The organism is Paraburkholderia aromaticivorans, from assembly GCF_012689525.1.
Lineage (GTDB): Bacteria > Pseudomonadota > Gammaproteobacteria > Burkholderiales > Burkholderiaceae > Paraburkholderia > Paraburkholderia aromaticivorans_A.
The window spans coordinates 1117196-1144091 of record NZ_CP051514.1 but is presented as its reverse complement, the minus strand read 5'-3'; the positions used below and the strand labels follow the sequence as shown (position 1 = coordinate 1144091).

Annotated in this window: 27 protein-coding genes and 2 pseudogenes; 16 read left to right on the top strand and 13 right to left on the bottom strand. The window is 61.9% G+C overall.

Annotation, left to right across the window (positions count from 1 at the left end):
• The first annotated feature begins 5 nt into the window (after positions 1-5).
• The 13 genes from HF916_RS05300 (at position 6) to HF916_RS05240 (ending at position 11995) form a co-directional block, all read left to right on the top strand.
• A complete protein-coding gene (locus HF916_RS05300) occupies positions 6-1151 on the top strand; it encodes an acyl-CoA dehydrogenase family protein (protein ID WP_168788066.1) in 1146 nt (381 codons plus the stop codon).
• Complete coding sequence (locus HF916_RS05295; RefSeq protein ID WP_168788065.1) at positions 1148-2311, top strand: thiolase domain-containing protein; 1164 nt, start codon at positions 1148-1150, stop codon at positions 2309-2311. The genes HF916_RS05300 and HF916_RS05295 overlap by 4 nt, the downstream gene beginning before the upstream one ends.
• Before the next feature lie 2 nt (positions 2312-2313).
• Positions 2314-2775 (top strand): Zn-ribbon domain-containing OB-fold protein, encoded by a 462-nt coding sequence (locus HF916_RS05290; RefSeq protein WP_168788064.1) that lies wholly within the window; start codon positions 2314-2316, stop codon positions 2773-2775.
• 25 nt (positions 2776-2800) lie between these two features.
• On the top strand, positions 2801-4030 hold the full coding sequence (locus tag HF916_RS05285) for a CaiB/BaiF CoA transferase family protein (RefSeq protein WP_168788063.1): 1230 nt from the start codon (positions 2801-2803) through the stop codon (positions 4028-4030).
• Positions 4031-4070: 40 nt separating this feature from the next.
• Positions 4071-5069 carry a protocatechuate 3,4-dioxygenase gene (locus HF916_RS05280; RefSeq protein ID WP_168788062.1) on the top strand — a complete coding sequence of 333 codons (999 nt, stop codon included), beginning with the start codon at positions 4071-4073 and terminating at the stop codon, positions 5067-5069.
• Positions 5070-5146: 77 nt separating this feature from the next.
• Positions 5147-5800, top strand: coding sequence for an RraA family protein (locus HF916_RS05275; RefSeq protein ID WP_168788061.1), 654 nt, complete (start codon positions 5147-5149; stop codon positions 5798-5800).
• Positions 5801-5830: 30 nt separating this feature from the next.
• Positions 5831-6490, top strand: coding sequence for an RraA family protein (locus HF916_RS05270; protein ID WP_168788060.1), 660 nt, complete (start codon positions 5831-5833; stop codon positions 6488-6490).
• Positions 6491-6492: 2 nt separating this feature from the next.
• Positions 6493-7155, top strand: coding sequence for a 4-carboxy-4-hydroxy-2-oxoadipate aldolase/oxaloacetate decarboxylase (locus tag HF916_RS05265; protein ID WP_168788059.1), 663 nt, complete (start codon positions 6493-6495; stop codon positions 7153-7155).
• Between the two features lie 7 nt (positions 7156-7162).
• The gene (locus HF916_RS05260; protein ID WP_168788058.1) at positions 7163-7942 is read left to right on the top strand and encodes an enoyl-CoA hydratase/isomerase family protein; all 780 of its coding nucleotides are present in this window, start codon (positions 7163-7165) and stop codon (positions 7940-7942) included.
• A gap of 68 nt (positions 7943-8010) precedes the next feature.
• Complete coding sequence (locus tag HF916_RS05255) at positions 8011-8430, top strand: PaaI family thioesterase (RefSeq protein ID WP_168788057.1); 420 nt, start codon at positions 8011-8013, stop codon at positions 8428-8430.
• A 50-nt stretch (positions 8431-8480) separates the two neighbouring features.
• Positions 8481-10022 (top strand): methyl-accepting chemotaxis protein, encoded by a 1542-nt coding sequence (locus tag HF916_RS05250; RefSeq protein ID WP_168789014.1) that lies wholly within the window; start codon positions 8481-8483, stop codon positions 10020-10022.
• A 245-nt stretch (positions 10023-10267) separates the two neighbouring features.
• Positions 10268-11017 (top strand): electron transfer flavoprotein subunit beta/FixA family protein, encoded by a 750-nt coding sequence (locus tag HF916_RS05245; RefSeq protein WP_168788056.1) that lies wholly within the window; start codon positions 10268-10270, stop codon positions 11015-11017.
• A 33-nt stretch (positions 11018-11050) separates the two neighbouring features.
• Positions 11051-11995: an electron transfer flavoprotein subunit alpha/FixB family protein gene (locus HF916_RS05240; protein WP_168788055.1), complete on the top strand. Its 945-nt coding sequence runs from the start codon at positions 11051-11053 to the stop codon at positions 11993-11995.
• 24 nt (positions 11996-12019) lie between these two features.
• On the opposite strand, the gene HF916_RS05235 is transcribed toward HF916_RS05240, so the two are convergent.
• A complete protein-coding gene (locus tag HF916_RS05235) occupies positions 12020-12220 on the bottom strand; it encodes a hypothetical protein (protein WP_168788054.1) in 201 nt (66 codons plus the stop codon).
• A gap of 1306 nt (positions 12221-13526) precedes the next feature.
• On the opposite strand from HF916_RS05235, the pseudogene HF916_RS50440 reads away from it, so the two are divergent.
• The 3 genes and pseudogenes from HF916_RS50440 to HF916_RS05225 form a co-directional block, all read left to right on the top strand.
• Positions 13527-13828: pseudogene (locus tag HF916_RS50440) on the top strand (FUSC family protein); the annotation flags it as partial.
• 95 nt (positions 13829-13923) lie between these two features.
• Positions 13924-14154, top strand: a complete 231-nt coding sequence (locus HF916_RS50435) for a hypothetical protein (RefSeq protein WP_240975377.1) — start codon at positions 13924-13926, stop codon at positions 14152-14154.
• 119 nt (positions 14155-14273) lie between these two features.
• Positions 14274-14435, top strand: coding sequence for a hypothetical protein (locus HF916_RS05225; protein ID WP_168788053.1), 162 nt, complete (start codon positions 14274-14276; stop codon positions 14433-14435).
• A 536-nt stretch (positions 14436-14971) separates the two neighbouring features.
• Here HF916_RS05225 and HF916_RS05220 read toward each other — a convergent pair.
• From HF916_RS05220 to HF916_RS05165, 12 genes and pseudogenes are all read right to left on the bottom strand, one after another.
• Positions 14972-15397, bottom strand: a pseudogene (locus HF916_RS05220) (CoA transferase); the annotation flags it as partial.
• Complete coding sequence (locus HF916_RS05215; RefSeq protein WP_168788052.1) at positions 15394-16599, bottom strand: FAD-dependent monooxygenase; 1206 nt, start codon at positions 16597-16599, stop codon at positions 15394-15396. The gene HF916_RS05215 and the pseudogene HF916_RS05220, both read right to left, overlap by 4 nt.
• Positions 16587-17570, bottom strand: a complete 984-nt coding sequence (locus HF916_RS05210; protein WP_168788051.1) for a cupin domain-containing protein — start codon at positions 17568-17570, stop codon at positions 16587-16589. Before HF916_RS05210 ends, HF916_RS05215 begins: the two co-directional genes overlap by 13 nt.
• On the bottom strand, positions 17567-18460 hold the full coding sequence (locus tag HF916_RS05205; protein WP_168788050.1) for a fumarylacetoacetate hydrolase family protein: 894 nt from the start codon (positions 18458-18460) through the stop codon (positions 17567-17569). The genes HF916_RS05210 and HF916_RS05205 overlap by 4 nt, the downstream gene beginning before the upstream one ends.
• A 91-nt stretch (positions 18461-18551) precedes the next feature.
• Complete coding sequence (locus HF916_RS05200) at positions 18552-19925, bottom strand: spinster family MFS transporter (RefSeq protein ID WP_168788049.1); 1374 nt, start codon at positions 19923-19925, stop codon at positions 18552-18554.
• Positions 19926-20154: 229 nt separating this feature from the next.
• Complete coding sequence (locus HF916_RS05195; RefSeq protein WP_168788048.1) at positions 20155-21309, bottom strand: porin; 1155 nt, start codon at positions 21307-21309, stop codon at positions 20155-20157.
• A 225-nt stretch (positions 21310-21534) separates the two neighbouring features.
• Complete coding sequence (locus tag HF916_RS05190; RefSeq protein WP_168788047.1) at positions 21535-22533, bottom strand: amidohydrolase family protein; 999 nt, start codon at positions 22531-22533, stop codon at positions 21535-21537.
• A gap of 62 nt (positions 22534-22595) precedes the next feature.
• The gene (locus HF916_RS05185) at positions 22596-23591 is read right to left on the bottom strand and encodes an extradiol ring-cleavage dioxygenase (RefSeq protein WP_168788046.1); all 996 of its coding nucleotides are present in this window, start codon (positions 23589-23591) and stop codon (positions 22596-22598) included.
• 39 nt (positions 23592-23630) lie between these two features.
• Positions 23631-24305: a 4-carboxy-4-hydroxy-2-oxoadipate aldolase/oxaloacetate decarboxylase gene (locus HF916_RS05180; RefSeq protein WP_168788045.1), complete on the bottom strand. Its 675-nt coding sequence runs from the start codon at positions 24303-24305 to the stop codon at positions 23631-23633.
• A complete protein-coding gene (locus HF916_RS05175) occupies positions 24302-24958 on the bottom strand; it encodes an RraA family protein (RefSeq protein ID WP_168788044.1) in 657 nt (218 codons plus the stop codon). Before HF916_RS05175 ends, HF916_RS05180 begins: the two co-directional genes overlap by 4 nt.
• Positions 24959-24961: 3 nt before the next feature.
• A complete protein-coding gene (locus HF916_RS05170) occupies positions 24962-25645 on the bottom strand; it encodes an RraA family protein (RefSeq protein ID WP_168788043.1) in 684 nt (227 codons plus the stop codon).
• On the bottom strand, positions 25642-26859 hold the full coding sequence (locus tag HF916_RS05165; protein WP_240975376.1) for a Rieske 2Fe-2S domain-containing protein: 1218 nt from the start codon (positions 26857-26859) through the stop codon (positions 25642-25644). The genes HF916_RS05170 and HF916_RS05165 overlap by 4 nt, the downstream gene beginning before the upstream one ends.
• Positions 26860-26896 lie beyond the last annotated feature (37 nt).

Below are 26896 nucleotides of genomic sequence, written 5' to 3'. Positions count from 1 at the left end.
AGAACATGGATTTTTCTCTGACTGAAGATCACGTCACGCTGCAGGACGCCGTGCGCCGCTTCTGCGATGGCGAATATCCCGCGCATCTGCGCGGCAACGCCGAGAATAAGGAACTGGCCGCAAAGCGTCGCCATGGCCTCGCCGAGATGGGCCTGACCGGCCTCGTGATCGACGCCGATCATGGGGGCAGTGGCTACGGTGCGGTGGAAACGATGCTCGTCGCGCAGCAGCTCGGTCGCGCGCTCGGCGGCGCTGGCTGGCTCGCGAGCGGCCTGCCGGCTACCATGCTGATCGGCTCGGCCGGCAGCGACGAACAGAAGGTCGCATGGCTCGAAGCCGTGGCAATGGGCGAACAGGTGCTGGCGTTCGCCATTAGCGAAGCCGAGGCGCGTTACGACATCACGCGTCTGGCTGTGCCCGCCACTGAAACCGGCGACGGCTGGAAGATCAACGGCACGAAGACGATCGTATTCGACGCCGCAATCGCCGATGCCTTCGTGGTGGCCGTGCGTACGGCGGGCCAGCGCGGCGACCAGCAAGGCCTGTCGCTTTTCCTCGTGGACGCGAAGGCGCCCGGCATCAGCCTGCGCAACTTCGAGACGATCGACGCACGCGAAGCCGCGCACGTCACGTTCGACAACGTGGCCGTGAACAAGGCCGATCTGATCGGTGCTGCCGGTGCGGCCCACGACCTGATCGAAGCTGCCCTCGACCGCTCGAATGCGGCGCTGGTGGCGGAGTCGGCCGGCGTGCTCGAAGCACTGCTCGAACACACGTCCGAACACCTGAAAACACGCACGCAGTTCGGCGCGCCGCTCGCGAAGTTCCAGGCGCTGCAGCACCGCGTGGCCGACATGCTGATCTCGCTCGAACAGAGCAAGTCGATGGCCTGCGCAGCCGCGATGGCCGTGGACGGTAACGACCCCGAGCGTCGCCGCCGTTTCGTGTCGGCTGCGAAGGCCTATGTCGGCGACGCGTGCCGCTCGGCCGGCGAATGGGGCATCCAGCTGCACGGCGGCATGGGCATGACCGAAGAGTGCCGCGTTGGCCATTACGCCAAGCGCATGTTCGCGATCAACATGACCTATGGCGATGCGGGCTGGCATCTGCAGCGCTTCACCTCGCAGCGTCTCGCCGAGGGGGCAGCATGAGCCTGAACGGAGCAGCCTATATCGTCGGCGCTTACGAGCACCCGACACGCAAGGCCGACGACCTGTCAGTGCTGCGTCTGCACGCCGATGTGGCGAAGGGCGCGCTCGAAGACGCGGGCCTGACCAAGGACGACATCGACGCTTACTTCTGCGCCGGTGACGCGCCGGGTCTCGGCACCACCACAGTCGCCGAATACCTGGGCCTCAAGCTGCGCCACGTCGATTCGACCGAGTGCGGCGGTTCCGCGCCGATTCTTCACGTGGCGCACGCGGCCGAAGCGATCAAGGCCGGCCGTTGCAACGTGGCGCTGATCACGCTCGCGGGCCGTCCGCGCGCAGCCGGCGCCGCGCTGTCGCTGAAGGCGCCGGACCCGGACGCGCCAGAAGTGCAATTCGAACTGCCGTTTGGCCCGGCCACGCAGAACCTGTACGGCATGGTCGCGAAGCGTCACATGTACGAGTTCGGCACCACGAGCGAACAACTCGCGTGGATCAAGGTCGCGGCCTCGCACCACGCGCAGCACAACCCGAACGCGATGCTGCGCAACGTCGTGACCGTCGAGGAGGTCGTCAATTCGCCGATGGTGTCCGATCCGCTGCATCGTCTGGACTGCTGCGTGATGAGCGACGGCGGCGGTGCGCTGATCGTCGCGCGCCCGGAAATCGCGAAGAAGCTCAAACGTCCGCTCGTCAAGGTGCGTGGCAGCGGCGAGGCGCCTAAGCACTCGGCTGGCGGCAACATCGACCTGACCTGGTCGGCAGCGAAGTGGTCGGGTGCGGCTGCGTTCGCCGAGGCCGGTCTCACGCCGCAGGACATCAAGTACGCGTCGCTGTACGACAGCTTCACGATCACGGTGCTCATGCAACTCGAAGACCTCGGCTTCTGCAAGAAGGGTGAGGGCGGCAAGTTCGTGATGGACGGCAACCTGATCTCGGGCGTCGGCAAGCTGCCGTTCAACACCGATGGCGGCGGCCTGTGCAACAACCATCCGGCCAACCGCGGTGGTGTCACAAAGGTAATCGAAGCAGTGCGCCAACTGCGTGGCGAGGCGCATCCCGCCGTGCAGGTCAAGAACTGCGATATCGCGCTCGCAAACGGTATCGGCGGCGCGCTGGCGTCGCGTCACACCGCGGGCACGCTGATCATGGAACGGGAATAATCATGAGCACGACCCAACCGACTACCGGCGCGCCGGCTCAGCGCGCCACGCCTGCTGCCAGACCCGCAGCGAAGCCCGCTGGCCCGCGTCGCATCCACGCGCCGCGCGTGCTACCCGAGGCCATGCCGTACTGGGAAGCCGCGAAAGAAGGCCGCCTGCTGATCAAGCGCTGTGAGGACTGCGGCGAAACGCATTACTACCCGCGCGACATCTGCCCGCACTGCATGAGCTCGAAGACCGAATGGCTCGACACGAAAGGCCTGGGCACAGTTTATTCGTTCAGTTCGATGGGCAAGGGCGAGGCGCGCTACACGCTCGCGTACGTGACGCTCGACGAGGGCGTGACGATGCTGACCAATCTGGTCGACTGCGATCCCGCAGAGCTTTCGATTGGCCAGCGCGTGAAGCTCGTCTTCAAGCCGAGCGAGGGCGAATACCCGGTGCCGATGTTCACACCGGCCTGAACGAAATACAGAGAGGAGACAAGGCATGTCAGCCGATTTCAAGGAACAGCACAGGCGCCACGATCCCAGGAAAGGTCCGCTGTCGCGTTTCACCATCATCGACGCCTCGCGCGTACGCGCCGGTCCGACGGCCATGCGCGTGTTCGCGGACATGGGCGCGCGCGTAATCAAGCTGGAGATTCCGTCTGGCGCGCCCGGCGGTGACGACATGATCGGCGGCCGCGACCATAACCGCGCCGACTATGAAAACCTGCACCGCAACAAGGAGAGCCTGACTCTGAACATGAAGGATCCGGCCGGCCTCGAGATTCTCCGCGAGCTGGTCCAGCGTGCCGACGTGTTCATCGAGAACTTCCGCCCCGACGTTAAGGATCGCCTCGACATCGGCTACGAAGCCTTGCGTGCCGTCAATCCGCGGCTCGTGTACGCAAGCATTTCGGGCTTCGGCCAGGACGGCCCGTATGCGAAATGGCCCGGTTTCGACTCGATTGCGCAGGGCATGGGCGGCTTGATGAGCCTGACCGGCAAGCCGGGCGAAGGTCCGATGCGCGTCGGTATCCCCATTGCCGACTTGTGCTCGGGGCACTTCTGCGCGCAGGCGATCATGACCGCGCTGCTCGAACGCGAAGCCTCGGGCGAGGGGCAGTGGGTGCAGACCTCGCTGCTCGAAGCACAGATCGCGATGCTCGACTTCCAGGCCGCGCAGTGGCTCGTTGACCACAAGGTGCCGCAGCAGATCGGCAACGAGCATCCGCTCACGGTGCCGACCGGCGTGTTCCCGACCAGCGATGGCTTCCTTAACCTGGCCGCGATCGGCAATTCGATGTTCGCGCGCCTGTGCGAGGCGCTCGGCCTGTCGCACCTGCTCGGCCAGCCTGGATACGAATCGGACCCAGCGCGCGTCGAAAACCGCGATGCGGTCAACAAGGCGGTCGGCGATGTGTTCCTCACGCGTACCACGCGCGAGTGGACCGAGCTGCTGATCAAGGTCGGCGTGCCGTGCGGCCCGATCTACAAGGTTAACGAAGTATTCGACGATCCGCAGGTCAAGCATCTGGGGATTGCGTGGCCGGCCAACGTGCCGGGCAAAGGCGAAGTGTCGTTCGTCGGCACGCCATTCCGTCTGTCGCGCTACCCACGCGCGCAGACGCCGCGCCTCGCGCCGGAGCAGGGCGAGCATACGCAGGCGATCCTGAACGAGCTTGGCTACGACGATCAGCAGATTGAGCAGTGGCGCTCGGCCTTCGTGGTCTGACGCGCGTTAACGGCAGGAATTGAAGAGAGAGGGAGACGAAATGGCACGACTGGTCGCCGGATTCGGTTCATCGCACAGCATCATGCTGGTTTGCCAGCGCGAAGACTGGCAGCATGGTTTCAAGCAGGTCGATCCGAAAAATCCGTATTACTTCGATCGCCTCGGCAACCCCACGACTTACGAGGAGCTGCTCAAGATCGCCCCGACGGATTCCGAGGCGATGGTAGTGGCCGAAAGGATGGGCGAGCGCTACGATCAGGCCGAAGCGGCCATGGACGAGTTGCGCGAGCGTATCCGCGCGGCGAACCTCGACGTGCTGCTCGTGATCGGCGACGATCAGACGGAATTGTTTCGGGTGACGAATAATCCGGCCTTCGCGATCTACTACGGCGAGACGATCCGCAACGCGAAGCGGGTGTCGAGCCCGAACGAAAGCTGGTACGCGAAGGCGCGCACCATGCGCCAGGAGCCGGATGCCGACGTTCACTATCCGGTAAAGGCCGACATGGCGCGCTGGCTGATCCGCGAGCTGTGCGACCGCGATTTCGACATCACGGCGATGGACGGTCTCGAGCGCGACCAGTACGAGGGCCATGCGTTCTCGTTCATTCACCGCCGCTATATGCAAGGTCTTGACCTGCCGGTGATCCCGGTCATCATCAACACGTTCGATCCGCCGAACCAGCCCACGCCGCGCCGCTGCGTGCAGCTCGGCCGTGCGCTGCGCGAGCTGATCGAGGCGTATCCGGAAGACCTGCGCGTCGGCGTGCTGGCTTCGGGAGGACTGTCGCACTTCGTCGTGGACGAGGAACTCGACAACGGCATCATCGACGCGATCCGCCGCAAGGACAGCGAATGGCTGGCCACGCTTCATCCGAAGAAGCTGCAGGCCGGCAGCTCGGAAATCCGTAACTGGATCATCGGCGTCGAGGCACTGAAGTCGCTCGACCTCGAATGGGTCACGTACGTGCCTGGGTACCGCACGGCGGCACTGACCGGCACGGGCCTCGCTTTCGCGGCCTGGCATACGCTCGACTGAATACGGCAGCCCGGTCCGTCCAGGACGACGCGCTCGCATAGCACTTCAAAGTTTCTTTCAGGACAGTACAACACATCATGGTTGACCAAAACGTACAGCGCCTGCGCCGGCTCGATTGCTGCGCCGTGTCGGACGCGCTCGACAAACTCGAACTCCCTGGCGTCGTGAGCGGCTTGCCGCAGCGAGCGGGCGCGGGACGCATCGCCGGTCGCGCGATCACCGTCAAGCTTGGCACCGGCGAAGCGCCGCCCGGACCGCCGGTGCACCTCGGCTGCACCGCCATCGAACAGTCCGACGTCGACAACGTGATCGTGATCGAACAGCGCAGCGGCGTCGAAGCCGGCTGCTGGGGCGGTCTCCTCTCGCTCGCGGCGAAAGTGCGCGAGGTCGCGGGCGTGGTGGCCGACGGCCCGGTGCGCGATATCGACGAAGCCATCGCCTATGAACTGCCGGTGTTCAGCCGCGCAACCACGGCGCGCACGGCGCGCGGCCGCGTGGTCGAGAAGGGCACCAACGTGCCGGTGCAGATCGGCGAAGTGCAGGTGGAGGCAGGCGACTATGTCGTGGCCGACAACAGCGCCGTGATCTTCATCCGCGCCGGCGACATCGGTATTGTGCTCGACACTGCCGAGACGATTGTCGCGAAGGAGGCCGCGATGGCCAAGGCGATCCTGTCTGGCTCGCCGGTCGGGAAAGTGATGGGTGGCAACTACGAACACATGCTCAAGTGAGCACATTCACAATCCACCAGGATAGATACCATGACGAACGACAACCGCAACGTTGAACGCGCCGGCAAGCTGGATACGGCCACCCTCTCGGATGCGCTCGACAAACTCGGCATCGCTGGGCAGTGCTACAGGATCAAGGCCCGCAGTACTGACTTCCGGCTCGCGGGGCGCGCCTGGACACTCAAGTACGGTCCTGCCTCGAACCCGCCTGGGACGGTCGGCGACTATATCGACGACGTGCCGCCCGGCGCGATCGTCGTGCTTGACAACGGTGGACGCGAAGACGCGACCGTCTGGGGCGACATCCTGACCGAGATCGCACACCGCCGCGGCCTTGGCGGCACGGTGATCAACGGCGTGTGCCGCGACGTCGCCCTGTGCCTGAAGCTCGGCTATCCCGTGTTCAGCCGCGATCACTGGATGCGCACAGGCAAGGATCGCGTGCAGGTCGAGGCGACCAACATTCCGGTCAACATTGGCGAGGCTCGCGTTCAGCCGGGTGACATCCTGCGCGGCGATGCCGACGGTGTGGTCGTGATCCCGCGCGAGCATGAGGCCACCGTGCTCGACGCGGCCGAGACCATCCAGCATGCAGAGGACGCAATCCGCGAAGCCTGCCGCGGCGGCATGCGTCTCGACGAGGCGCGCCAACAGTTCAAGTACCACCAGTTGCAGACTCGGGGAAAATAAACATGAAAGAACACGATTCGGCAACGACGGTGCGTACCGCGATCGAACGCGTCGAGGCGAGCGTGGTCAAGGCCGCGCGCACGTTGCCCGCGGCGACGCTGCACGAAGCAGGCGGGAAGATCGGGGCGCTGCCTGCCGCGATCAAGCCGGTGGCGCCGGGCTTCAGGATCTGCGGCACGGCAATTACCGTGCATTCGCCGGGTGGCGACAACCTCTGGCTGCATCGCGCGCTTGTGCTGGCGCAACCGGGCGATGTGCTGGTGGTCTACACCAGCGGCATCTACGAGCACGGATACTGGGGTGAAGTCATGACAACCGCGGCAAAGGTGCGCGGTCTCGCCGGTCTCGTGATCGACGCTGCTGTGCGCGACGCGGACCTGCTTGAGCAGATCGGCTTCCCGGTCTTTTCGCGCGGCCTGTCGATTCGCGGGACGGGCAAGGATTATGGTGCGATTGGCTGGATCAACGAACCGGTGTTGATCGGTAACGTAACGGTCAACGCGGGCGACCTGGTTGTCGGCGACCGGGACGGCGTCGTTGCCATCCCGCGTGCGCGTGCGGCTGACGTTGTCGAGATGGCCGCGAAGCGCGAGGCCGATGAGGCCACGATCTGCAAGCGCATTGAGTCCGGCGAGACGACCATGCAGATCTACAACTTCCATTGAGCTCGAGATGACCCCGAAGGCCGCCACCCGTTCGTCCGGCTTTGCGCCGGAACTCACCGTCGCCGGTCCGATAGCGACGATCACGTTGCGTCGCCCCGAGATGGCGAACCGTCTCGAACCAGAAGACCTCGCGACGCTGCGCGGCTTCATCCGCGACGTAGACGCGCGGCGCGACGTGCTCGTACTGCGGCTGTGCGCCGAAGGTCGGCACTTTTGCGCTGGCTTCAACATTGGCAGCATTGGCGACGGAGACGCGGCCGCGAGTTTCGAGGCGCTCGCCAACGAGCTGGAGCGCGCGCGGCCGGTGACGATCGCAGCGATCAACGGTGGCGTGTACGGCGGCGCAACCGATCTCGCGCTCGCCTGCGACTTCCGGATCGGCATTGAAACGAGCCAGATGTTCGTGCCGGCTGCGCGCCTTGGCCTGCTGTTCTATCGCGACGGCCTGCAGCGCTATGTTTCTAGGCTCGGACTGAATACGGCAAAGAAGCTGCTGCTTGCGGCCGCGACGTTCGATGCCGCGCAGATGCAAGCCTGCGGGTTTCTCGATGCGGTGGTGGCGCCAGCCGCGCTGCGCGACGAAGTCGAACGCCTGAGCGGCGAGCTGGCCGGGATGGCGCCGCTGGCGCTGCTCGGCATGAAGAAGCACCTGAACCGGATTGCATGCGGCACGCTAGACGAAGACGAGTTCTGGCGCGACGTCACGCAGGCGGACGCATCGCAGGACCTGCGTGAAGGCGCGCTGGCGTGGCAGGAGAAGCGCAACCCGGTGTTTCGCGGCGAATAGGCTTCGAAGCAATGCGAAAAGCGCTTGGGCTTCGAACCGCAAGCTGCCTCGAAAAAAGGAGACCATCAATGGAAATCGACGAAAAACACGCTCTCGCGCGCCTGTATGGCACGAACGGCTCGCTGCCGCCGGTGACGACGATGCTTGGCGGGGTGTTCCTGTCACTAGAGGACGACACGCTCCAAGCGCAGTACGTGGGCGCGCCGGCGTTTCTCAACCCGGCGGGTCAGGTGCAGGGCGGCATGCTGTGCGCCATGCTTGACGACGTGACGGCGACGCTCGTGATGTCGACACTGGCTGAAGGCGAACACTGCGCCACGCTTAGCCTGAACACCTCGTTCCTGCGGCCCGCGAAACCCGGCCGCCTGACTGGCCGGGCGACGCTGATGCGCAGGGGACGCGGTGTGTGCAACGTGAACGGAGAGCTGTGGCAGGACGATAAGCTCGTTGCAACGGCGTCGGCTGTCTGCATGATCGTCGCGCGTTGAGCCCGGCGCGCGCGTCGGACCGAAATGTATCGCCCTCCTTATCCATGAAGATGACATTGAACCACAAGCTTCTTTCGATGATTGCCTTGCTGTGGATCGGCCTCGTGCTGATCGGCGCGTTTGGCGCGTGGCAGGCGCGCTCGTCCATGCTCGCCGATCGCCGCGGGCAGTTGCAGACGCTCGTTCAGCAGGCCGAGAGCCTCGCCGGCCACTACTATCGGCTCGCGCAGAAGGGTGCGCTGAGCGACGTGGACGCACGCAGGCAGGCGTTGGCGGCGTTGGCCGACCTGCGCTATGGCGAGGATGGCTATGTGGCGATCATTGATTCGCATCTCGTGGTCGTGATGAATCCATTCCTGCCGCAGATGGCCGGCAAGGATGCCAGCCAGATGATGGATGGCGCCGGACAGCCTTTGTTTCCAAAGCTGGTCGCTGCCGGTGATCGGCCTGGCGGCGGCTTTGCCGACTACGTGGGCCGCAAGCCCGACAGTGACGTTCGCGCAGTCAAGACCAACTACGTGGCGCACTTCGCACCGTGGGACTGGTACATCGCGACTGGCATTTACATGGACGACATCGATCATGAGTTCTACGCCAGTCTGGCGCGGTGGCTCGCCGTCACTGCGTTCCTTGCCGGCGTCTCCACGCTGGTAATGGGCTTCGTGGTGCGTAGCGTTCTCGGTGCGCTTGGCGGCGAAATGGAAGTGGCGGTCGCCGCGGCGCAGCGGATTGCGCAGGGCGATCTCGGCGCCAACGTCCCGGTGCGTAACGGCGAGCGGCCGAGCCTGATGCTGGCGCTTGCCACCATGCGCGACGGGATCGTCGAAACTGTAGCGCGCGTGCAGGCCGGCGCGGAGAACGTTGACGTCGGCGCGCACGAAATCGCTTCCGGCAATGCCGACCTTTCCAGCCGCACGGAGAAGCAGGCTGCCGCGCTGGTGCAAACGGCGTCGAGCATGGACGAGATGACCGCCAATGTGAAACGCAACGCCCTAAGCGCCGAGCAGGCGGCGCATCTCGCGAGCGAGGCCGCCGATGTTGCGAGACAAGGCAGCCGGGCCGTCGACGGCGTGGTGCTTACCATGGGCGATATCACCAGCACTTCCCGGGAGATCGGCAACATCATCGGCGTGATCGATGGCATTGCGTTCCAGACCAATATCCTCGCGCTGAACGCCGCGGTCGAGGCGGCGCGCGCCGGCGAGCAAGGGCGCGGCTTTGCGGTGGTCGCTTCGGAAGTGCGCAGCCTTGCGCAGCGCTCGGCGGCGGCGGCGCGGGACATCAAGGATCTGATCAGTGCATCGACGCAGGCTGTTGAGGCGGGCGCCGAGCAGGTATCGAATGCGGGCAGGACGATGGGCGACATCGTGAAGGCGGTCACGCGCGTCCACGCAATCCTCGACGAAATCAGCTGCGCGTCGCTGGAACAGAGCGCCGGTATCGAGCAGGTCAATCGTGCGATCGGCGAGATGGACGAGGTGACGCAGCAGAACGCAGCGCTGGTCGAACAGGCTGCGGCTGCCGCGCACTCGTTGCGCGATCAGGTCGCCAGCCTGCGCGATGCAATTGGCCGTTTCACATTACCAGGCTAGAAACGGGGCAGGGAGTGAGGTCCGCTGTGCTAATTGAACGGTCGGACGTTGGATGAGCGGGTCTGCGGAAGATAACTAATGGTCGTATCCCCGGTGATCGGTGCAAGCCTTGCAGCTCTGCTTTGCAGGGCGGGTTAGCCTCGTTTTTATCGTCCCCCCGACGGGTAGCGCGCGCATTCCCAGGTTTCGCAGGCGCATAAGCAACATCGTCAATTCAGTAGGCCCATGATAGTCAAGGAATAGATATGAAGATCCTGGTCGCGGTCAAACGCGTAGTCGACTACAACGTGAAGGTTCGTGTGAAGTCGGACGGCGCGGGTGTCGACATTGCGAACGTGAAGATGTCGATGAACCCGTTTGACGAAATCGCCGTGGAAGAAGCGGTTCGTCTCAAGGAAGCGGGTGTGGCGACAGAGGTGATCGCTGTGTCCGCGGGTGTCGCGCAGGCGCAGGAAACGCTGCGCACGGCGCTGGCGATCGGTGCGGATCGCGCGGTGTTGATCGAATCGAACGAAGACCTGCAGCCGCTGGCCGTCGCCAAGCTGCTCAACGAACTGGTCGACAAGGAGCAGCCTTCTTTGGTCATCCTCGGCAAGCAGGCGATTGATGACGATTCGAACCAGACCGGCCAGATGCTGGCTGCGTTAGCCGGATTTCCGCAGGCAACGTTCGCGTCGAAGGTTGTCGTGGCCGACGGTAAGGCTACGGTTTCGCGCGAAGTCGATGGTGGCGCCGAAACGCTGTCGCTGACGTTGCCGGCTGTGATCACGACAGACCTGCGCCTGAACGAGCCGCGCTACGTGACGCTGCCGAACATCATGAAGGCGAAGAAGAAGCCGCTGGAAACGATCAAGCCCGAGGACCTCGGCGTCGACATCAAGCCGCGTCTGAAGACGCTGAAAATCAGCGAGCCATCCACGCGCTCTGCTGGCGTAAAGGTGGCGGACGTGAAGACGCTGGTTGGGAAGCTGAAGACCGAAGCGAAGGTGCTTTGATCAAGCGAACACGGAAAGTGGAGACGAAAACAAATGACGATTCTGGTAATTGCTGAACACGATAACGTGTCGCTGAAGGCGGCGACGCTCAATACGGTGGCGGCCGCAGCAGTTGTCGCCACGTTTACGGGTGGTGACATTCACGTATTGATTGCGGGTCACCGTACAGGTTTAGCAGCAGAGCAGGCGTCGACGATCGCAGGTGTATGCAAAGTTCTGCTCGCCGATGCGCCGCAACTGGCCGATGGCCTCGCGGAAAACGTCGAAGCGACAGTGCTGAACATTGCGAAGGAATACTCGCACATCCTCGTGCCGGCAACGGCTTATGGCAAGAACATCGCACCGCGCATTGCGGCGAAGCTCGACGTCGCGCAGATCAGCGAGATTACGGCAGTCGATTCGCCCGACACGTTTGAACGCCCGATCTACGCGGGCAACGCAATCGCGATCGTGCAATCACAAGACCCGATCAAGGTCATCACGGTGCGCGCTACGGGCTTTGATCCGGTGGCAGCGCAAGGGGGCAGCGCACCGGTCGAGAAGATCGAGGCCGCAGCCGACGCAGGCATCTCGCAGTTCGTGAGCCGCGAAGTAACGAAGCTGGATCGTCCGGAACTGACCAACGCGAACATCATCGTCTCGGGCGGTCGGGGTCTGGGCAGCGGCGAGAACTACACGAACGTGCTAGAACCTTTGGCCGACAGGCTCGGTGCAGCGATGGGCGCCTCACGCGCAGCCGTCGATGCGGGTTATGTGCCGAACAACTATCAGGTCGGCCAGACGGGGAAGATCGTCGCGCCGCAACTGTACGTTGCGGTCGGCATCTCGGGTGCGATCCAGCATCTGGCGGGCATGAAGGATTCGAAGGTGATCGTCGCGATCAACAAGGATCCGGAAGCGCCGATCTTCAGCGTCGCGGACTACGGCCTCGTTGGCGATCTGTTCACGCTCGTGCCCGATCTAATTGAAAGCGTTTGAAACCTCCTGATCTGCCAATCGCTTTCACTGATGGAGGAACTGTTGGCTCTCGCAATACAGATCCGGCAAAGCGCTGCGAACGCGGCCAACGCCGAGGATGCGGATATCTGGAGATGGTTTGCTGGTCTGGTTGAGGAGCGTCGCATTCGTTGGTGTTTTGCGGATGGCAGGTGGTTGGTGAGCGTCGATCACCGTCACGTTGCTACAGACGAAAACTTCGATCACGCAATCCGGACCGCCAGACGCAGCGGAAGAGGCGACGAAAGGGGAACGAAGACCTTCTGAGATGACGCATCGCATAGAGCGGAGTTTGAGTTGGCACACATTTGCGTGAGGTCCAAACCTTCTGGATGATCGCGCACGAGAGTGCGAGCTTTTGCCAGGTATTTCCCGAGCTTTTTGGGATCAGGTATCCAGACACCCACCCAATTCGAAACGCTCGGAAAACCGCGTCGTCGGCGCGTCCAACGTTTCAAGGGCGTATCAACCATGATGCAGGGAGATGCAAAATGAGTTTTCGCGACGCTTCCTTGCGATCGCTAGTGGAAAAATGGCTAGGCGCCGAGTTAGCTGCATGCGCACGGGTGACGCGCTTTAGCCACACGCGGCGCAAGCAGTGGCGATATATCTGCGTCCAGGCGAGAGGTTCGTCAAGCAACCTTGCATTTGTTTTCTTTAGGCACGACGACGGCTCGTGGTGTGTGTTTCCGCCCGACACCGGACGACTGACAATGGATGTCGCGAAAATGGACGCGGGTCTAGCCTCAGCGCCACGCGGAGACCAAAAGATCGAAATAGCCCTGTGACAGATCTACCGGTGTGTCCGATAGAACAGATGGTTAATGGATCACCTTTTGGTCGCGAGAGTCAATGTCAGCAGCACGACCAATGGCCATGGACAGACGCAGGGATACCGATCCTCAACTTCAATGGAACAGATCAAATGAACTACGAAGCAAACGGAAGACAACCGCTATACCCCAGCCATGACGTGAAGCGCCAAGTCGGCGATGGCCGCTCGAACGATGAAAGTCGCAAGAACACGTTCAATCCCGTCTCGGACTGGGCGTGGACGAGTGCGCACGTTTACTGTGACCGGATGGACTCGCATGCGCCATTTGCCTGTTTTGACTAGCGATTAAACACGAAGTCAGTCCGGTTGCTTGCCAAACGGTCTATGTTTTGGACCAACGTCGCATGACGCGGCCAATCTCTGTACGCCCCACGGCCGCGCGAAGATTTTCTCGTTGCAGCCCGATGTCGACGTTCTGGTCAATAACAATGCGGGGCTGCCCCTTGGCAACCTCGACGAATGCGACTAAACCGCGCTGCTCAGCACACTGGGCGCCAACATGGTTCCCGCTTTGCAACTGATGCGCACCTACATCCCAGGCATGCGGCAACGCAAGTTCGGCCGCATCATCAACATTACGTCGGCAATGGTGAAGTCGCGGCACTACATTATGGGCCGGTCCACTTCAGCGCGCACGGCGCTGACGGCGATCAGCAAGGCGGCCGGTACTGAAATCGCATTCCGAATGTCACGGCGCCGCACGATCTGTTTCTGGCGGCGCTTACGCGCGCGGCGGAAGTGGCGGTCGGTATCGCGTGTTCAAGCGCGATGAGTGCGCTGATCGTGCCGCAGCGCTCGAGTCTTGCGCTGCGGCGGGCGCTGCAAATCGATTCGCCAATTTTACTGCGTTCGCTGCCGACGTGCTGGATCGTGGTATCGAGCGCGGCCAATTCGAACGGCGCTTTGCGGACCTCGTCGACGAAATCGTCGGTTTCGAGGCGACGCGTACCTTCGCCGCCTTCGAAGACCCGGCGTTGCGCTGGATGCTCGCCACGCTCGAAGTCGGCCACGCGGTGATCGATCTGCGCAACTACGCGCGCCACTTATGCGGACGCCCTTCATCCACGCTGGAGCGGTGCTATCGAGCACTCGCGCCGACCTCGCGCTGCTCTTCGATCGGTCCGATACGCGAGCGCTCGAAAGCGCGCTCGTCTCCGTGTGCTCGGCCACGTGGATCGCGCAGGACGTGCTGCAAACGGTGCATGTCGATCGCGACAGACGGCACGACCTGCAGCGCATCCTGGGTTGCCTGCACTTCATTCGCACCGCGTTGCTCGACAAGGACGCGCCGTTCAACGCGCGTTGATCCCCCGATCCTTCCGCTAATCGGGAAGGTCACTTCCGGCCAACCCCGTTTATCTGCGTGGGTGGCAGTCATATAGTTTCGCCAAAGCCACGCAGTATCCGTAAGTCATGGAGAATGAAATGAAAGTGTTGAATTCTGCCCTGATTGCCTGCTCGCTCGCCGGTGTAGAACTTTGCAATCTGGCGGATCAATTGGTGAACGAGCGTTGGGATATGGCTACAACCGATCGCACGCCAGATTCAATTCGGATCGCGCTATACGGGACCGGTGGGCGAAATTGAACGCAACTGCCTGGGCAACGCGCTGTCCCGCGCCCAGCCTGTCGGTCGTCAGAAGTCGGCCCCCCAACAGCACCCTTCGGTCTCGTACGGTAGGCGCGGGTAAATATGTATGTCAAGCTGTCAAAGGAGATAACGATGTTTTACGACCAAACGAAATTCCGAGATATCGATCACCGAAGTGATACGCATGATCGGACCGACGAGGGTTCCGCGTCGAACCACGCCGTCGAGGTGATCAATCTCCCTCCAGCAAGGAACTGGGCATGGGCGCACCACGGCGACCCATACGACTGGATGGACGGGCACAGTCCGTTTCCTGCGAAAGGCACGTCGGAGTGAACCTGGCATGGCGGCGACACAGCTATCGCTGTGGCGACGCAACCGCTGGCTCAAACCAGGCTAACACGCGAGACGCCTGATGGCGCTGTTATGGTCAATAATGGCAGCCCATTTTTTCAGACGTGGTGCGTGCATGAGTCGAGCCGCCAGCGCGGCAGCGAAGTTGTCTGAGAGTGAACGCAAGCAACTGGCCGTTCCGCGGGCGCTGACGCGAGCGGCCCGCTCTGCCCGAAGCCGGAGATCGCGCAGTAGATGAGGTCGTCGCGTACTTCGCGTAGCGCGTCGTAGCCGGGGCCGAGCCGGTCCATCACGCCGGGCCGGAAGTCTTCCAGCAGGACGTCCGCGCTGGCCAAGAGGCGCCGGTAAATCGCCTTGCCGCCCGCGCTTTTCAGGTTCAGCGACAACGAACGCTTGCCGGCGTTCTGCGCGAGGAAGGACGTGCCCATCCCGCGCTGGTTCAGCGCGGGATGGGCGCCGAGCTGGCGTGCGAGGTCGCCGGTGTCCGATGTCTCGACCTTGATGACGTCAGCGCCGAGCAACGCGAGCTGATAGCCGGCGAACGGGCCGGCCAGCACGTTGGTCAGATCGAGCACCCTGACGCCGGTCAGTAGTTTGCTGCTCATGAATGTCCTAACCAGATTTCGACGGTAGTCGCGTTGTACGAATAGAGCCAGTCGTAGCGCTCGGCTATTGGCGCGGCACTCCATTCACGTTCCAGGTATTGGGCCGCTGAAGCTTCAGTGGCGAGTTCTGAACTGTGAAAGCGTTCGGTGTTGTCCGTCGCGCCTCGCACCATCCGACTGGTACGTTCGATTCGTGCATGTTCGTAACGCAACAGCGCGGCCGGTACGTCTGACGGCTCGGCACCCGCGAGGCAACGCGCCAGCACCATGCCATCTTCGATAGCGTGGACTGCACCCTGCGCGAGGAACGGCAACGTCACGTGTGCTGCATCGCCCAGCAGCGAAATGCGCGCCTGCGTCCATTGCGGGATCGGCTCGCGCTTCATCAGTCCCCATTTCAGCAGATTCGGCGCGAGCTTGATCATGGTCTGCACGTCCTCATGCCAACCTTTGAAATCGCCGAGGCACTCTTCGACGGTACCTTGTTCGAAGCTGGCTTGAGCAGTCCAGCGCTTGCCTTCGATGGTGGCAGCGAAATTCATGATTTCGGCACGATGCAGCGGATAATTGACGGCATGGCCGCCCGGTCCGATCCAGGTCGACCCGACCGATTCGCGCATATGCTCGGGCAAACTCTTCATCGGGATCAACGCCCGCCATGTCACCATGCCGGAGAACGCCGCGTCGGTGTTGGGCCACAGTGCGTTGCGGACGACCGAACGCACACCGTCGGCACCGATCAAGGCGTCGCCCTTGATGCGCTGGCCGTTGTGCAGGATCAAGGTGGCGCTGCTGTCGTTCTGCTCACAACCGATCACCGCGCTGTCGAGATGAATCGCATTAGGCTTCAGCGCGCGTACGCGATCCGCCAGTGTCTGATGCAGATCCGGCCGGTAAACGGTCAGGTAAGGATAACCATAGCGCTCGATCACGGACTTGCCGAGGCTGAACATCGGCCAAGGCTTGCCCGTGTTCCAGAGGCGAAACTCTTTGCGCGCCGGATCGCAGGAGAGGGACCTCAACTGCTCGAACACGCCGAGCGAGTCGAGCACTGCATTTCCATTCGGACTGATCTGGATACCGGCGCCGACTTCCCGCAACTCGGGTGCGCGTTCGTAGAGGTCGACGTCGATCCCTTGCTGCAGCAACGCGACTGCTGCAGCAAGGCCACCAATTCCACCACCTGCTATCAAGATATGCATGAAATTTCCCCTCGTATTACGTGGCTAGACGGCGAAAGTTCGTCGCGCAAAACGTCCAGTGCGCGCATGACCGGCTCGTCACTTACTCGTACGAGATGCGCGTCGCCGTCCACCTTGTGCTGATAATTGCGCCATGCCGGCATGGCGAACATATCGCCTTTTTCCCACTGCATTTCCGTGTCGCCGCAGCGCGTCGTACCGCGGCCTTCGACAACTGTGAATATCGCATTGGCGGTGGTGCGGTATCGTTGCGACACGAATCCCGCTCCCATGCGTTGAACGTGGATCGCCGTGCTCTTCATCGCCGGCGCGCCCAGTTCGATCTCGCGCTGTGCCATGCCGTTCGCGGGCGCCGCGGCCTTGTCGAGCGCCTCGAGCGACGCCTCCCACCTGAACGCGACCGGCGACTCCGCGACGGTCACTACGTCCCGCTCCAATTTTTCGGGGTGGCGCTCGAAGAACATCGGCTCGAGCAGGTGGATGAGCGGCACGTCCAGTACGTCCACCCAGAAGCAGTCGTCCGGACCGCCATTCGCATGCGAATGCCAGCACCAGCTTGGCGTCAGGAGAATGTCCCCAGGCCGCATTTCAACCCGTACACCATCGACTACCGTATAGGCGCCGTGCCCTTCGAGAATGATCCGCAGCGCATTGGGCGTATGCCGGTGCGCGTCCGCGACTTCGCCCGGCTTGATCGACTGATAGGCGCCGACGAGTGTGCGTACCGTCGCATACAGGTTCCCTTCCACGGGGTTCCGTAGTGTCAGGTTGCGACGATCCGCCATTCGATGATCGACCAGGTCGCCGGCACGTTCGAGAATCGGCTTGACGTCGGCATATCGCCAGAGCGCAGGCAAGAAGTTCTCGCGCGGTTCGCTCCACAGTGCAGGCGCCTTGCGATGCCATCCGCCCTCCATGTGGAGGCTGTCGATTGCGGCGTAAAGTTCGTCGAGGTCAGTGAGGTCGTTCATTTTTGCTTGATGATGTCGGGAGTGTAGGGCTGCGCGAACACTTCAGTTGCACCACCTGTGCCTCTCACGATGTCAACGGTCATCTCGCCGACCCGCTCAATCCGGATTCGCACCTTGTCGCCATCGCTGACTTTCCCGACGCCCGCTGGCGTGCCGGTGGCCACGATGTCTCCGGGATACAACGTCATTACCGCGGACGCCATCTCGATCATACCGGGGATGTCGAGCACCAGATCCCGCGTGTTGGCGTGTTGCTTGAGCTCGTCGTTGACCCACAGCTTCATTTCCAGATTGGCCGGGTCGCCGACTTCATCGGCCGTGACGATCCATGGGCCAACGGGGCAGAAAGTGTCGTAAGCCTTGCGAAATACGCGTTCCTCTCGTCCGCGCACAACCATGTCGAGCAGACAGGCGTAGCCGAACACGTACTGCCGCCAGTCGTCACGCGCAATGTCACGACCTTGCTTGCCGATGACAATCGCAAGTTCAGACTCGTGATGGACCTCGCGGGTGGGTACATTCGGCAGGACGACGGGTTCGTCGGCGCCGGACAGGGACGAGTTCGGTTTCAGGAAAAAGCCCTGATGCGTGGCCCGATAACTGGCCTGCATTTCCCGTCCGTGGTCGTGATAGTTCACCGGAAAGGCGATGACCTTGTTCGGCCATGGCACCGGCGTAAGCAGCTTCACATCCTCGATCGGCACGCGTGGAAGGTGCTCCAGCCCGGCCTCGATGAACGGCTTCAGCCGCTCAAAGTTCGCGATGAGGCGCGTAGCACCCACGGGCGGCCACATGGCCGTATCCTCACCAAGGGTAGTCGTGACATCGACGATGTAGCGATCGTCGATGACGATACCTAGTTGTCCTTCATTAAAACGCGCAATTTTCATGGCTGTCGAAAGTAATATGAGCAAGCGCTAGTGCTTGCCTGGTGCTGTCTGACATGACTGTAGCTGCCAGCAGTCATGTCGGGTCTGGAAATCAAGCGCCCCGGCTGGCCCGCAGACTGTATTGCCGTTCAGTGTCCTTGAGCCTCGCGTATTTGCTGCCCGCCAACCAGTAGTGAACGGCGGCCCAGAGCAGGATCGGAACGGCGCTCATAAGGGCGTACTTGAGGCCCGTGGCACTCGCGGAAGCGCACAACGCAGCGATGTTCGCGGGCACGTCGCCCGGCGCATGGGTACCTGCCGACGCGCCGTGTTTCGCGACCACGCAGAGCTGCGCGAAATCTGGTCGATTGAAGATGCGTTTCGCGAAGAAGTCGCTGAGAAAGCCGACATAGCCGGGGCCAAGACCTTGTCCGACCAGTGCCATGGCGGAGAGCGTTAACGCGGACGCCGTGGCGCGCATACGAGGCTCCAGCAGCGAGAGGATCACCGAAAAGGCCGGTCCGTTCCAGAAGTTCATGCCAACGGCGAAGCCGACCAGAAGCGTCACGCCTGCGGCAGCAACGGGCTGCAGGAATGCAATGCACGACAGGAATGCCGCTGCGATACACCCAAGCGCGGGAACATAACCATGCCAGGCAGCGTTGCGTTTTCCGAGCCTGTCGGAAAGATAGCCGCTCAGGATGTTGCCGGTGAGACCGCCCACTCCGCCGATGATCCCGAAGGCAAGACCCGCCTGCCCGAAATTCATGCCGTAGACGCGTACGAAATAGACCGGCAGAAAGAGGAAGATCGCGGACATGGCGAACATGCCCAGCATGACTGCGAAAAGCATGTTGCGTGATGCGCGGTTGCTCACCATTCTCCAGATTACATCGGTAAGTCGTGGCACGCTGTCACCGCTCGCGGTCGAGACGGCAGCGCCACGTGCCGGCTCCTTGATTGTCAGGAACGCGAGCAGGCCAAGCAGTACGCCCGGGATTCCGATGTAAAAAAACGCCTGCTGCCAACCGTAGTTCTTGATGAGCGGTGCGCCGATGAACGATGCCATCAACACACCGATCGGCACGCCGCCGGCATAAAGTGCGAATATCAACGAACGCCGCTTGCCTGAAAAATAGTCGGCAAGAAGCGAATAGGCGGCCGGTGCTGAGCCGGCCTCGCCAATGCCCACGCCGGCGCGGAAGGCAAACAGCTGAGCATAATTCGTCGCGGTCCCGCATCCGATCGTCATGAACGACCAGAGGACGATGGTGACGGATATGATCATCACCCGACTGAAACGCTCGGCGAGCCGCGCGATCGGAATGCCAAGGATGGTGTAGAACAGCGCGAACGCCAGGCCGATCAACAAGCCAAGCTGGCCGTCGGTCAGGTGCATTTCCGCTTTCAACGCAGGTGCAGCGATCGACATCAACACGCGATCCATGAAGCTGAACGCGTAGATCAATGTCGTGAGCGACAGCACCCAGATTGCGTATGGTCTGGAAACGGCCGCACGTGAGCTCACGTGCGGGTCGGCAGTGGTTTCAGCGAGATTACGGGGCAACATGGTGTGCTCCAGAGCATCGGCAATTCAATTGGGAGATGGCCGCGCTTCACAATTTCGACGCCTCCGTTCGGCCGATCATCGGCACAATTCGGAGGCCTCGTCATTCAGTTGGTGAAGTCAGGCGCGATACGACAAAGGGGACGCTCTAGAAGAGATGACGAATTCCCGCCACCACAACCGTCTGACTCGCACTGCTGGAGGGCGCGAGCAGATAGGTGTCGGCGATCGCGTCGGTGGCACGCTGATAATTGGCAAAAACGTAGACGTTCGTACGCTTCGATAACAGGTAGTTCAAGCTGACCTGCCCCATGTTCCAGTGCGGGGCAGTATTGATTCCGCCGCCATATTGCCCCTTCGTGTAAACATAAGCCGCGCCCAGCACGATATAAGGCGTGAGAGAGTACGAAGCGTTGACGTCAAAGTTGTCCAGATGCAGTGACGTGTTGTCGAGATAATTGTACCGGACGTCCGTGATCATTCCGTTCACGCGCACCTCGCCGAAGGTGTACTGGGCGGCGCCGCCGAATTCGCGCTGACGGCGCACCCCCACATTCTTGTTGATCGGGCTGGTATGGAACAGCAGGAACGGTGGCCCGACGTAATCGTCAGTGACCGCGCCGTTCGGGTTCAGCGTTGGGCCCGGATAGTTGGTATTCAATCCAGCTACCGCCAGCTTGAGCGGCCCGTTTTCGTAGGCAGCGCCAGCGCTCACCGAGCGATTCACACCCCACTGGCCGGGCGCGTTGCTCATCGCGTACATCACCGAGCCACGCAGGCCGTTCACCGTTGGCGACTGGTACTTGATCGAATTGTTATAGCGGTAGCTGCCGAACACATTGTCGTTATCGCCGATATGTGTCGCAAAGCCCAGCGCAGCGACCGGCGCTTCGAAACGATCAAGATAATCGAACGGAATGTCGTATTGGCGACCGAGCGTCACCGTACCCCAGGACTTGCCGTTAAGACCGACGTACGCCTGGCGTCCGAACATTCGCCCGCCCTGCTGGAATTTTCCGCTGGTACTGTCGAAGCCGTTTTCGAGCACGAAGACAGCGTTGAGACCGCCTCCCAGATCCTCAACGCCGCGCAAGCCCCAACGGTTATTCTGCATGGTGCCTGGAATCATCTGGGCGGCCGAGTGCCCACCCACGTTACTTACCCAGGCGACTCCCGTGGAAAGGATGCCGTAGAGTGAAACTGAACTCTGCGCGTGCGCTGTCGAGGCGCCCGAGAGCAGGGCGGCGAAAGATGCCAATGCTGCGCTCCGGCTCAGGGTGGTATTGAGTAGCGTGGTTTTCAAACGGGTCTCCGATGCATACGTTGTTTTGGGATGGGAGTGCAAAGCAAAAAACGGCTTGCCTGGATGCGGTAGCTGCCATGACCGAGGGCAGTTCAAAAAAAGCGCTATCAGAGGTTGTCGGCTTTTCCGTCATCCGAGAATCTCAGTTAACCGAACAGAGATGGACTATTGAACTGGTCTTTTGGCGGGTGTCGTGTTGCCGAGCGCCCGGACTTCGGTGGTCCTTCAGCACGCGAGGCCGAATACCTTACGTGCGTTGTCCTCAAAGATGAGTTTCTTGTCGCTCTGGCTGAGCCAGTCAAACCCTGCGATAGTCGGACGGATGTCATCGAGTGCGCGCCCGGTGGTTTTGTCGACCGTAGAGCCGACGCCAGGACACTCCGAGCCGAAAAGACAACGGTCAGCGCCCACGGTCTTAATGAGCAGGCGCAGCGCCTCTTCGGAATAGAGCACCGTGTCGTAGTAGAGATTGCGCATCCCATCGAGGAAATCGACGCCGCGACGACCCGCGCCCGACTGGAAGCGCCCGATCTGATACGGAATCGAGCCGCCGCCATGCGAGCAGATGACTTTCAGTGACGGGAAGTCCTTGAAGACGTTCGAATGCACGAGTCCGTAGACGGCGATCGATTCTTCATTGACGAAGTGCAGGGTATAGGGGGAGCGGTCCGAATGCGAGCCCGTGGCGTGAACATGCATTGGAATGTCGAGCTCGCAGAGCTTTTCGTAAAGCGGATACCAATAACGATCACCAAGCGGCGGCGCTTCGGTGCCGGTATTCTCGTACGGATCAGGGTTGAAGAGCACGCCGCGAAAGCCCATCTTTACGCAGCGCTCGAGCTCCGGCAGCGCGTGAACAATCGGCTCGCCTGCCGCCTGCGGCAATCCGGCCACCGGCACGAATCTGCCGGGAATCAGTGCAACGGTCCGCGCGATGATGTTGTTAGTCTCTTCCGTGAACCAGTGCACGAGCTTGGCCGGCTTGGCACTGTGCATCATCTGGAAAGGGCGGGGCGAGAGCATCTGCATGTCTGTGCCGACCCGGTCGAGCGCTTCCACATGGCCGCACGGGCCCATTTCCCGGCGGTTCATCGCCTGGACGATCTGCTCGTCGCTGACTTCGGACATACGGCGTCCGTGCGCGCCCAGATGCGAAAGCAGATTGGCTTTGTAGACCCAGAGTTCGGCGGGAGCGCTGACGTGGCCGTGGCAATCGATGATCATGACTGTATCGTATAAAGAATAGTGTTGTCAGGTGGTGGTCGGCGGTTCGTTTGGTGCGGCAGTCATTGCCAGACCGCGAACCCGAGGCCGATACCGGTGCCAGCAGGAGTGCGATAGACCGGGATGTATTGGTCGTAGACGCAATCGAGCTCCCCGAGGGCGCCGGCCATCGTGATCCAGTTGCGAATTTCGGACGATCCCGAGCAGAGCGATTCCTGCGGAATGCTTGTTAACGTGTCCTTGTCGCGGTTCTTGATGGCGTCGATGATCTTTCGGTCGAACGCCGCTTCGCAGAGGAAGTGACTGAGGCCGCCCGAGGCGATGATCGCTACTTTCGCGTCGATAGGGGACGCGGCCAACGCCTCGGCGATGCAACTGCCGACGTAATGGCAACGGGCCGAGGTAGGGTTGTTCGGCGGGAAGTACGTGTTGAGGAGCACGGGCAACATCGGAACCTGAAGGTTCTTCATGAGCCGTTGATAGACGAAACCATAGGCATGACCAAACGCACGGCGCTGCGGGTCAGGTACATCGTTGCTGGTCGCGACGTCGACACCGCGAGCGATGAGCTCACGAATCAGATCGTCGGCCAGCTTCGGTGCGCCGGGGAAGCGGCGAGGCAGATCCATTGCATAGCCTGCCCAGAACTTCTTGTCGCTCCAGGTCAGCTTCGGGTGGGGCAACTCCGTTTCCTTCATGACAATCTCCTCGCCCCGATAGACGGAGATGGCGGGCAGGTTGTCATAACCGAAGAGTTCATCCTGATCGTCACCGATCACGAGGACGACGTCGGGACGCGCAGCGTGCAAATAGGCTTCGATGCGGTCCAGGGCGGCTTCGGCTTCGCTGGCGAGCCGGGGAAAGTCGCGTGGATCGCTCTCTTTGATGTACGGCGTACCGCGCTCCGTGACGAGTTCGTCATAAGTGAGCTTGCGGCCGTCCAGCATGTAGAGCGCCCGGCTGCGAAGGTCGTCCTCAGCGCGTCGCTGCCAATTGTCCCCAGGCAAATTCAGGATCGGACTGTGCGAAGTGCCGATGCCAAGTGTGATGCAGGCCATATCAGATTTCCCACGTAGAGCGGACCGCGCGGTCCAGCTTCAGAAGTTATAGAGTTCAAGCGTGCGCTCGCCCGAGCGCAGGCGCTGCATCACCGAGATCTCTTTGGCTTCGCGCGCCGCGGAGCGGGACACCGCTTCCTGAACGCGCTCGCGCGGCACGGCCACGACCCCATCGCGATCGCCGACGATCAAATCGCCCGGCTGGACGACGACGTCGCCGAGTCGCACCGCATGGTTGATCCAGCCGCGCGCGCTTTGGTCCTTGCTGGTGCCGCGAATGCTGAGCCCGGTCGAAAACACCGGGAAACCGAGCGCTTCGAGCTGATCCGCGTCGCGCACGCAGCCGTCGATGACGAGTCCGCCGAGCCCACGTTCGCAGGCAGCGGTGGACATGATTTCTCCCCAGTACCCGAAATCAGGCTTGCCGCTCACGTGAACGACTAGGACGTCGCCCGGCTCGGCAATGTAGAGCGCGCGATGCAGCCATAGATTGTCGCCACCCGGCGAGTGCACTATGACGGCGGGTCCGCAGATCCGCATGGCGGGCGCTACCGGTCTGATGGAAGAGGGGAGCGCGCCGACGCGCCCGAGCGCCTCGTGCAGTGTCGAGGACGGCATTCCGGATGCCTGTGCGATAAGGTGTGCTTCCGGACGCTGGATCGATGTACGGACGGTCGGCAATCGTTCCGGTATGCAGATGAAGGGGGCGCTCATGATTCGTCGCGCGTCTGCAGTTGATGGTAGCGATGCGCGTCTCTTGCGTCGCGCAGGCTCATGCCCGCGCGAACAGCCTCACGAATGGCGTTTTCCGCGGCTTCGATGGTCTCGGCCACGTCGAGCAAGCGCGCCTCGTGTTCTCGCGGAATCACGACGACGCCATCCGCGTCGCCGCGCACCAGATCGCCAGGCACGACACGCGCGCCACCGATATTGACGGTAACCTGAGTTGCTTCGACCTGAACGCGGTCCTTGCCGGTACGCATGTAGTTGCCGCGGCTATACACGGGATAACCGAGTTCGCGGCACAGCGCGACGTCACGATTGACGCCGTCGATGAGCGTGCCCGAGAGTCCGCGCCGATGGGCGACTTCGGTAAGAATGTCACCCCACACCGTCGCATCATCGCGGCCGCCGTTGTCGAGGACGATGACGGCATTGTCCGGCACCGTATCGATATAATCGCCAACCGTGCCCGCTGGTTTGCCTGCCGGGCCATAGCGAAGCGTCCAGGCGCGGCCGGCCATGCGAAAGTCGGGGGAACTCGGCTTGATATGATGGCACTGGCCGTTGATCCCGCATCGATCGAGCGCATCGCTCAGTGTCGCCGTGTCGAGCTTGCCGACGCGCTGTACATTAGTGTCTCTCATGATTCATCCTTGTATTGCGTCGCCGACGAGCATGTGCTCGTAGTCTTTGCCCATCACCTCGGTGACAGCGCGTCCCGCCAATAGGTCCTTCGTCATGGCTGCCTCCCGCGCGGCGATGTGCTCAGCCACTGCAATGATTTCGGCCGCCCTCGCTGCATGCAGGAACACAACCGCGCTGCTGTCGGCGATGATCAGATCGCCGGCCTGCACGACCACACCGCCCGCGCAGACTGGCGCGTTGACCGACTCTTCCTCGACTCGTCCGCGTGCGGTCCGTGCCGTGAGGGCACTGCAGAACACTGGCAGGTTGTATTCGCGCGCCTCCTCAATGTCACGCACGGGGCCATCCGCCACCACGCCCGCGATACCCTTGAGCGACGCCGCGAGCGAAAGGATGCCGCCCCAGCAGCCTGCGTCGATGCCGGTGCGCTGTTCGACGACGATGATGTCACCGGAGTTGGCGAGTTCGATGGCCGTGGTGCCAAGGTGGCGAGCCGGCGTGTCGCGGCGCAGCGCTTCGCCTGCGCGAACGAGCCGGCAGGTCACCGCAGTGCCGGCAATCTTCAGATTCGAGGCTCGCCGCGGCAAATTGGTCGCGACTTGTCCGGTAATACCGAGACGATCGAGCGCATCGGAGACAGCGCACGTGTCAAGCCGCTTCAGGCGTTGTAGGAGATCGTTTTTCATAGCAGGGCGCGCCACTCAGCCTCGTCCTTAAATACGCCCGAAATCGGGCCAGCGGTGCGATAGTCGATTTCTTCATGGCGTGCGAGAGTCGGCACGGATTTGTTCATGAATTCGCGCATAGCCTTCAAAAGACAGCGCCTCACCGCCAGAATCGCACCGTCCCCAGCGCCGAGATATTCCTTCGATCGGTCCACGATCGACCCCATGCTGACCATGACGGCGAAGTCCTCGGTGCCCAGCATCTGCGTAAAGCCGGTAAAGTGTCCTTGCTTCATGGCTTCGCGGTCCTGCCCCCAGTTGTCCTCGGGCGGGCCTGGCGGCAAAGGCGGCCACGTATCGGGGTCCTCGTACGCGTGCGTCTTGTTGGGCAACAGCTTCTCGTTGACGCGATAGGTGATCTGCCAGTAGTAGATGTTCTCGTCGTCGATTGGCACCGAGAAGAAGATGCTGCCGCCCTGGATGTCAGACTGGTTGGGCGAAACAATGCCGAACCACGGCATGACGAACGAGTTCGTGCGAACGTATGCGCGACCGTCCCTGAGCGCACGTACGGCCGCATAGCGGAAGCCGAAGGGCTTTTGCGCAATGTGATACACGGGCGCCATGTTTTCCGACGAGAATTCGATGTCGCCGAAGCCGACGAGCCAGCTTTGGTGAAGCACGCCGAGATGGGCGGAGTCCATGGTGGTCTCCACGCCCTGCAACCAGTTGGAATTGACTTTCTGCCGGAATACGACGAAGTTTTCGCGCGGCAGGCCGACGAGCGGCAGCTCAGGGAATTTCGGGGGCGTAGCGCCTTCGCCCAGCCAGACCCAGACAATTCCGCCTTCCTCCCGCACCGGATAGTGCTTGAGCGGTACATGCTTGCAGTACTCCGCTTCGTTGTTCGGCTGTGTCGGCACACCCACCGTCACGCCGTCAACGTTAAATTTCCAGCCGTGAAAAATGCACCGCAGGGCGTTGTCTTCGTTGCGCCCCAGCGCGAGCGACGCGCGCCGATGCGGGCAGGCTTCATCGAAGAAACCGACCTTGCCATTGGTTGCGCGAAAGGCGACGTATTGCTCACCGAATAGTTGCACTCGCAGTGGTTTTCCGTCTGCTTCCAGCTTGTCCGACAAGGCCGCCGGAATCCACCAGTTTTGCTTGAGCATCTGCCCCATCGGCGCCCCATTGCTGACGCGGGTCAGCAACTCGTTGTCTTCTTTAGATAACATTTCGGTATCCTTATAACATCGTTCGCTTAACCAGATA

Bases quoted from the DNA above. Each gene is read 5' to 3' on its own strand.
- HF916_RS05300 (WP_168788066.1), top strand. From the start codon at position 6: ATGGATTTTTCTCTGACTGAAGATCACGTCACGCTGCAGGACGCCGTG.
- HF916_RS05295 (WP_168788065.1), top strand. From the start codon at position 1,148: ATGAGCCTGAACGGAGCAGCCTATATCGTCGGCGCTTACGAGCACCCG.
- HF916_RS05290 (WP_168788064.1), top strand. From the start codon at position 2,314: ATGAGCACGACCCAACCGACTACCGGCGCGCCGGCTCAGCGCGCCACG.
- HF916_RS05285 (WP_168788063.1), top strand. From the start codon at position 2,801: ATGTCAGCCGATTTCAAGGAACAGCACAGGCGCCACGATCCCAGGAAA.
- HF916_RS05280 (WP_168788062.1), top strand. From the start codon at position 4,071: ATGGCACGACTGGTCGCCGGATTCGGTTCATCGCACAGCATCATGCTG.
- HF916_RS05275 (WP_168788061.1), top strand. From the start codon at position 5,147: ATGGTTGACCAAAACGTACAGCGCCTGCGCCGGCTCGATTGCTGCGCC.
- HF916_RS05270 (WP_168788060.1), top strand. From the start codon at position 5,831: ATGACGAACGACAACCGCAACGTTGAACGCGCCGGCAAGCTGGATACG.
- HF916_RS05265 (WP_168788059.1), top strand. From the start codon at position 6,493: ATGAAAGAACACGATTCGGCAACGACGGTGCGTACCGCGATCGAACGC.
- HF916_RS05260 (WP_168788058.1), top strand. From the start codon at position 7,163: ATGACCCCGAAGGCCGCCACCCGTTCGTCCGGCTTTGCGCCGGAACTC.
- HF916_RS05255 (WP_168788057.1), top strand. From the start codon at position 8,011: ATGGAAATCGACGAAAAACACGCTCTCGCGCGCCTGTATGGCACGAAC.
- HF916_RS05250 (WP_168789014.1), top strand. From the start codon at position 8,481: ATGACATTGAACCACAAGCTTCTTTCGATGATTGCCTTGCTGTGGATC.
- HF916_RS05245 (WP_168788056.1), top strand. From the start codon at position 10,268: ATGAAGATCCTGGTCGCGGTCAAACGCGTAGTCGACTACAACGTGAAG.
- HF916_RS05240 (WP_168788055.1), top strand. From the start codon at position 11,051: ATGACGATTCTGGTAATTGCTGAACACGATAACGTGTCGCTGAAGGCG.
- HF916_RS05225 (WP_168788053.1), top strand. From the start codon at position 14,274: ATGAAAGTGTTGAATTCTGCCCTGATTGCCTGCTCGCTCGCCGGTGTA.
- HF916_RS05215 (WP_168788052.1), bottom strand. From the start codon at position 16,599: ATGCATATCTTGATAGCAGGTGGTGGAATTGGTGGCCTTGCTGCAGCA.
- HF916_RS05210 (WP_168788051.1), bottom strand. From the start codon at position 17,570: ATGAACGACCTCACTGACCTCGACGAACTTTACGCCGCAATCGACAGC.
- HF916_RS05205 (WP_168788050.1), bottom strand. From the start codon at position 18,460: ATGAAAATTGCGCGTTTTAATGAAGGACAACTAGGTATCGTCATCGAC.
- HF916_RS05190 (WP_168788047.1), bottom strand. From the start codon at position 22,533: ATGATCATCGATTGCCACGGCCACGTCAGCGCTCCCGCCGAACTCTGG.
- HF916_RS05185 (WP_168788046.1), bottom strand. From the start codon at position 23,591: ATGGCCTGCATCACACTTGGCATCGGCACTTCGCACAGTCCGATCCTG.
- HF916_RS05180 (WP_168788045.1), bottom strand. From the start codon at position 24,305: ATGAGCGCCCCCTTCATCTGCATACCGGAACGATTGCCGACCGTCCGT.
- HF916_RS05175 (WP_168788044.1), bottom strand. From the start codon at position 24,958: ATGAGAGACACTAATGTACAGCGCGTCGGCAAGCTCGACACGGCGACA.
- HF916_RS05170 (WP_168788043.1), bottom strand. From the start codon at position 25,645: ATGAAAAACGATCTCCTACAACGCCTGAAGCGGCTTGACACGTGCGCT.
- HF916_RS05165 (WP_240975376.1), bottom strand. From the start codon at position 26,859: ATGTTATCTAAAGAAGACAACGAGTTGCTGACCCGCGTCAGCAATGGG.